The sequence below is a fragment of the Streptomyces longispororuber genome, from assembly GCF_024448165.1.
Lineage (GTDB): Bacteria > Actinomycetota > Actinomycetes > Streptomycetales > Streptomycetaceae > Streptomyces > Streptomyces longispororuber_A.
Genome location: NZ_JAMOLN010000369.1, coordinates 1 through 4751, shown reverse-complemented (window position 1 = coordinate 4751; position 4751 = coordinate 1). Strand labels below are relative to the sequence as shown.

Genomic DNA, 4751 nt, shown 5'->3' with positions numbered 1-4751 from the left:
CGCGGACCCTGCCGGTGAGGCCGGCGTCCTGGCCGCCGCGGACGCGCTCGTCGCCGCCTTCGGCCAGGGCCGGGTCGAGGACTACTTCGACCGGTTCGCCGCCGACGCCACGTTCGTCTTCCACACCACCGGCGAGCGCCTCGACTCGCGCGCCGCCTACCGCGAGCTGTGGCGGCGCTGGGAGACCGAGGACGGGTTCCGCGTGCTGGCCTGCACCTCGTCCGGGCAGCTGGTCCAACTCCTCGGCACCACCGCCGTGTTCAGCCACGACGTGCGCACCACGGTGGCGACGCACGCCGGCGAGGAGACCGTGGAGGAGCGCGAGACGATCGTGTTCGCCCGCGCGGAGGTCCCCGGCGGCTGGCTGGCCGTCCACGAACACCTCTCGCCGCGCCCCGCCCCGGCCGTCTGACCCCCACCGAAGCACTGGAGCACTGGAACCCGCCATGACCGCCCCCGCCACCTTCCGCAACTACATCGCCGGCGCCTTCCAGGACGCCGCCGACGGCCGCACGCTCCCGATCGAGGACCCGACGACCGGCGAGGTCTACGCCACCTCCGCGCTGTCCGGTGCCGCCGACGTGGACGCCGCGATGGCCGCGGCCGCCGCCGCGTTCCCGGCCTGGCGCGACGCCACCCCGGCCGTCCGCCAGAAGGCCCTCCTCAAGATCGCGGACAGTATGGAGGCGCGGGCCGACGAGCTCGCCGCCACCGAGAGCCGCGACACCGGCAAGCCGCTGCACCTCGTGCGTGACGAGGAGGTGGCCCCGGTCATCGACCAGGTCCGCTTCTTCGCGGGCGCGGCGCGGATGCTGGAGGGGCGCTCCGCGGGCGAGTACATGGAGGGCTTCACGTCGATCGTCCGCCGCGAGCCGGTCGGCGTGTGCGCGCAGGTCGCACCGTGGAACTACCCGCTGATGATGGCCGTGTGGAAGTTCGCCCCGGCGCTCGCCGCGGGCAACGCGGTGGTCCTCAAGCCGTCCGACACCACGCCCGCCTCCACGGTCCTGATGGCCGAGATCATCGGCGAGCACGTCCCGGCCGGCGTCTTCAACGTGATCTGCGGCGACCGCGACACCGGCCGCCTGATGGTCGAGCACCCGACCCCCGCGATGGCCTCCATCACCGGCTCCGTACGGGCCGGGATCTCGGTCGCCGAGACCGCCGCCCAGGATCTCAAGCGCGTCCACCTGGAGCTCGGCGGCAAGGCCCCGGCCGTCGTCTTCGAGGACGCCGACCTGGCCGCCGCCGTCGAGGGCATCCTGCTCGGCGGGTTCTTCAACGCCGGCCAGGACTGCACCGCCGCCACCCGCGTCCTGGTCCACGAGTCGGTGCACGACGAGTTCGTCGCCGCGTTCGCCGAGGCCGCCGCCGGCGCGCGCACCGGCCTGCCCGCCGACGACGAGGACGCCTTCTTCGGCCCCCTCAACAACGCGAACCAGCTCGCCCAGGTCGCCGGCTTCATCGACCGGCTGCCCCCGCACGCGAAGATCGAGGCGGGCGGCCACCGGGTCGGCGAGCAGGGCTACTTCTACGCCCCGACCGTCGTCTCCGGCCTGAAGCAGGACGACGAGATCGTCCAGAACGAGGTCTTCGGACCGGTCGTCACCGTCCAGTCCTTCACGGACGAGGAGCAGGCCGTGGCCTACGCGAACGGCGTCGACTACGCCCTCGCCTCCTCGGTCTGGACGAAGGACCACGCCCGCGCGATGCGCATGTCGAAGAACCTCGACTTCGGCTGCGTCTGGCTCAACACGCACATGGTCCTGGTCGCCGAGATGCCGCACGGCGGCTTCAAGAAGTCGGGCTACGGCAAGGACCTGTCCGCGTACGGCTTCGAGGACTACACGCGCATCAAGCACGTGATGACCGCGCTGTAGACAGTCCGGATCCGTCGCCCGAAGAGCGATGAGATTCCGCGTGCGCCCCGGTCATCATGGGCAGTGGGGCGCACGCAGCCGAGCGCACGCCCCGGGACACCGGGCCATCCGGCCCGTCCGGACCAGGGAGACCCTCAGATGCGTACGCTCATCAGCACCGCCTTCGTCTCGCTCGACGGCGTCGTGGAGGCGCCCGGCGGCGAGCCCGGCTACCGCAACTCCGGGTGGACCTTCAAGAACGTGGAGTTCCTCCCCGAGGCCTTCGAGATCAAGGGGCGGGAGCAGAAGGAAGCCGCCGCGATGCTCTTCGGCCGGACCAGCTACGAGGCGTTCAGCCCCGTGTGGCCCGGCATGGAGGAGTTCGCCGACTACAAGAACCTGCCCAAGTACGTCGTCTCCACGAAGCTCGGCGAGGACGCCCTCGTCGACGGCTGGGGCGAGACGACGATCCTGCGCACCCTCGACGACGTCGCCGCGCTGAAGGAGACCGAGGGCGGGCCGATCATCATGCACGGCAGCGCCACCCTCAACCAGCACCTCTCCGACGCCGGTCTCATCGACCGCTACCACCTGCTCGTCTTCCCGCTCCTGCTCGGCGCGGGCAAGCGGCTCTTCAGCGCGACCGACAAGGACGCGCAGCAGCTGCGGCTCGTGGAGCACGAGGCGTACGCGAACGGGGTGCAGAAGAACGTGTTCGACGTGGTGCGCTGAGCGGCCGGCCCCGAGGCACCGTCACGCCGGGTGCGGCGGACGGTCCCCGGTGTGCGCCGCCAGGGCGTCGATGAGCACGGGCCACAGTTCGCGGGGGCGGTCGTGGCCCATGTCGGGGACCAGCAGCAGTTCGGCGCCGGGCACCAGTTCCGCGGTGCGGCGCCCGCCGCTGGGGTCGATGAGGGTGTCGTCGAGGCCGTGGACCACCAGGGTGGGCACCGTCAGCTCGCGCAGGGCGTCGGCGCGGGAGCCGCTCAGGGTCATCGCGGCGAGCTGGCGGCCGAGCCCGGCCGGGTAGTGGGCGCGGTCGTAGCTGTCGGCGGCCAGCCGGCGCAGGGCCTCCGGATCGGCGTAGCGCTTCGACGCCCAGACCAGGTCCCGGTCCGCCGCCGCGATCCGGCCCGCACGGTCGGCCGGCTTCGGGGCCGAGACCACCGCCTGGGCCTCCGGCGTCGCACGGCCGTACTCGGGCTCCCCGGTCGACGACATCATCGACGTCAGGGTCAGCAGCCGCTCCGGGTGCTCGACGGCCATCGTCTGGGCGATCATCCCGCCCATCGAGGCGCCGACCACGTGGGCCCGCTCGATGCCGAGCGCGGTGAGCAGCCGCAGTCCGTCGTCGGCCATGTCGCTCAGCCGGTACGGGGCCATGGCGAGGGCCGCGGGGATGTCGCCCGAGGTCACCGTCGCGATGAACCGGCCGACGTCCACGGGATGGTCGTCGAACCGGGTGGACAGGCCGCAGTCCCGGTTGTCGTACCGGATCACGAACCGGCCGCGGTCCGCCAGCTCCCGGCAGAAGTCCTCGTGCCAGGCGATCAGCTGCGCCCCGAAGCCCATGACGAGCAGCACGGGGGCGTCACCGGGGTCGCCGAAGGTCTCGTAGGCGAGGGACACGTCCGGCGATACGTCGATGAGGGGCATGCCCGGAGCCTGCCAGGGACGGCCGCCACACGCATCCGGATATCCGGAGGGTGCGGGTCCGCTCGGCGCCGCGTGTCACGGGCGAGGCGCAACCGTTACCCATGCGGCATCTGGGACCTCTGCCGAGCCGGACGTTCAGGAGCTAGCGTCGGTCGGCATGCGGGAACGTCTGCTCAGCGGCCGGTACCGGCTCATGGAGACCATCGGCTCCGGTGGCATGGGGCAGGTGTGGCGCGCCCGCGACGAGGATCTCGGCCGACTCGTCGCGGTCAAGGTGTTCGCGCCGCCCGACGACATCGAGACCGGCGAGCGCCAGGAACTGCTGCGCCGCTTCCGGCGCGAGGCCCGGGCGGTCGCGGCCCTGTCGAGCCCGCACGTCGTCACCGTGTACGACCACGGCACCGACGGAACCGGCGAGGACGAAGTCCCCTATCTGGTCATGGAGTTGGTCGCCGGACAGTCGCTCCAGGAGATCCTGCGGCGCGAGGTGCGGGCGCCCGTCGCCCAAGCCCTGGACTGGGCCCGGCAGACCGCCGTCGGCCTGGCCGCGGCGCACGGCGCCGGGATCGTGCACCGGGACGTCAAGCCCGCCAACATCATGGTCACCCCGGCCACCGACGCCGCCCCGCACGGCACGGTCAAGATCCTCGACTTCGGGATCGCCGCGTTCCTGGAGGGCGCGGAGGCCGCGACCCGGCTGACCAGGACCGGCACGCTGCCGATCGGGAGCGTGCTCTACATGGCGCCGGAGCGGTTCCGGCAGGAGCCGGGCGACGGCCGCATCGACCTGTACGCGCTGGGCTGCGTCCTGTACGAACTCCTCGTCGGACGGCCCCCGTTCACCGGCCCCGCCGCCGGGGTCATGTACAACCACCTCCACGACACACCGGTGCGACCCAGCCGTGCGCGGGCCGAGGTCCCGGTGGCGGTCGACGAGTTGATCGCCGCGCTGATGGCCAAGGCGGCCGCCGACCGGCCCGCCGACGCGGCGGCCGTGCTGGCGCTGCTGGACGGGATCGACGCGGCTGCCGGTGAGGTGGGCGAGGCGGGTGCGGGCGGCTCGGCGGGCGTGGTGAGTGCGGCGGGCCCGGCGAGTACAGCCGGCGCGACCGGCCCGGCGGGGCCGGGTGCCGGCTCGGCGGGGCCGGGTGCCGGAGCCGTCGCCGTCCCTGATCCGGCCGCCACACCCGATCCGCCCACCGGGACCTCGGCCCGCGCACGGCTGGGTCGCACCGG

The 4751-nt window shown here is 73.0% G+C and carries 5 protein-coding genes; 4 read left to right on the top strand and 1 reads right to left on the bottom strand.

The features are described from left to right. Positions 1-28 precede the first annotated feature (28 nt). The 3 genes from M4J07_RS46755 (at position 29) to M4J07_RS46745 (ending at position 2591) form a co-directional block, all read left to right on the top strand. Positions 29-412 (top strand): nuclear transport factor 2 family protein, encoded by a 384-nt coding sequence (locus tag M4J07_RS46755; RefSeq protein WP_255983306.1) that lies wholly within the window; start codon positions 29-31, stop codon positions 410-412. Between the two features lie 34 nt (positions 413-446). Then, positions 447-1880: a gamma-aminobutyraldehyde dehydrogenase gene (locus M4J07_RS46750; protein ID WP_255983304.1), complete on the top strand. Its 1434-nt coding sequence runs from the start codon at positions 447-449 to the stop codon at positions 1878-1880. 138 nt (positions 1881-2018) lie between these two features. Next, positions 2019-2591, top strand: coding sequence for a dihydrofolate reductase family protein (locus tag M4J07_RS46745; protein WP_255983302.1), 573 nt, complete (start codon positions 2019-2021; stop codon positions 2589-2591). Positions 2592-2612: 21 nt separating this feature from the next. Here M4J07_RS46745 and M4J07_RS46740 read toward each other — a convergent pair whose 3' ends face one another. Next, positions 2613-3515: an alpha/beta fold hydrolase gene (locus tag M4J07_RS46740; RefSeq protein WP_255983300.1), complete on the bottom strand. Its 903-nt coding sequence runs from the start codon at positions 3513-3515 to the stop codon at positions 2613-2615. 157 nt (positions 3516-3672) lie between these two features. Here M4J07_RS46740 and M4J07_RS46735 point away from each other — a divergent pair. Next, positions 3673-4751: serine/threonine-protein kinase (locus M4J07_RS46735; RefSeq protein ID WP_255983298.1), on the top strand; the 1079-nt coding region annotated here is incomplete at its 3' end.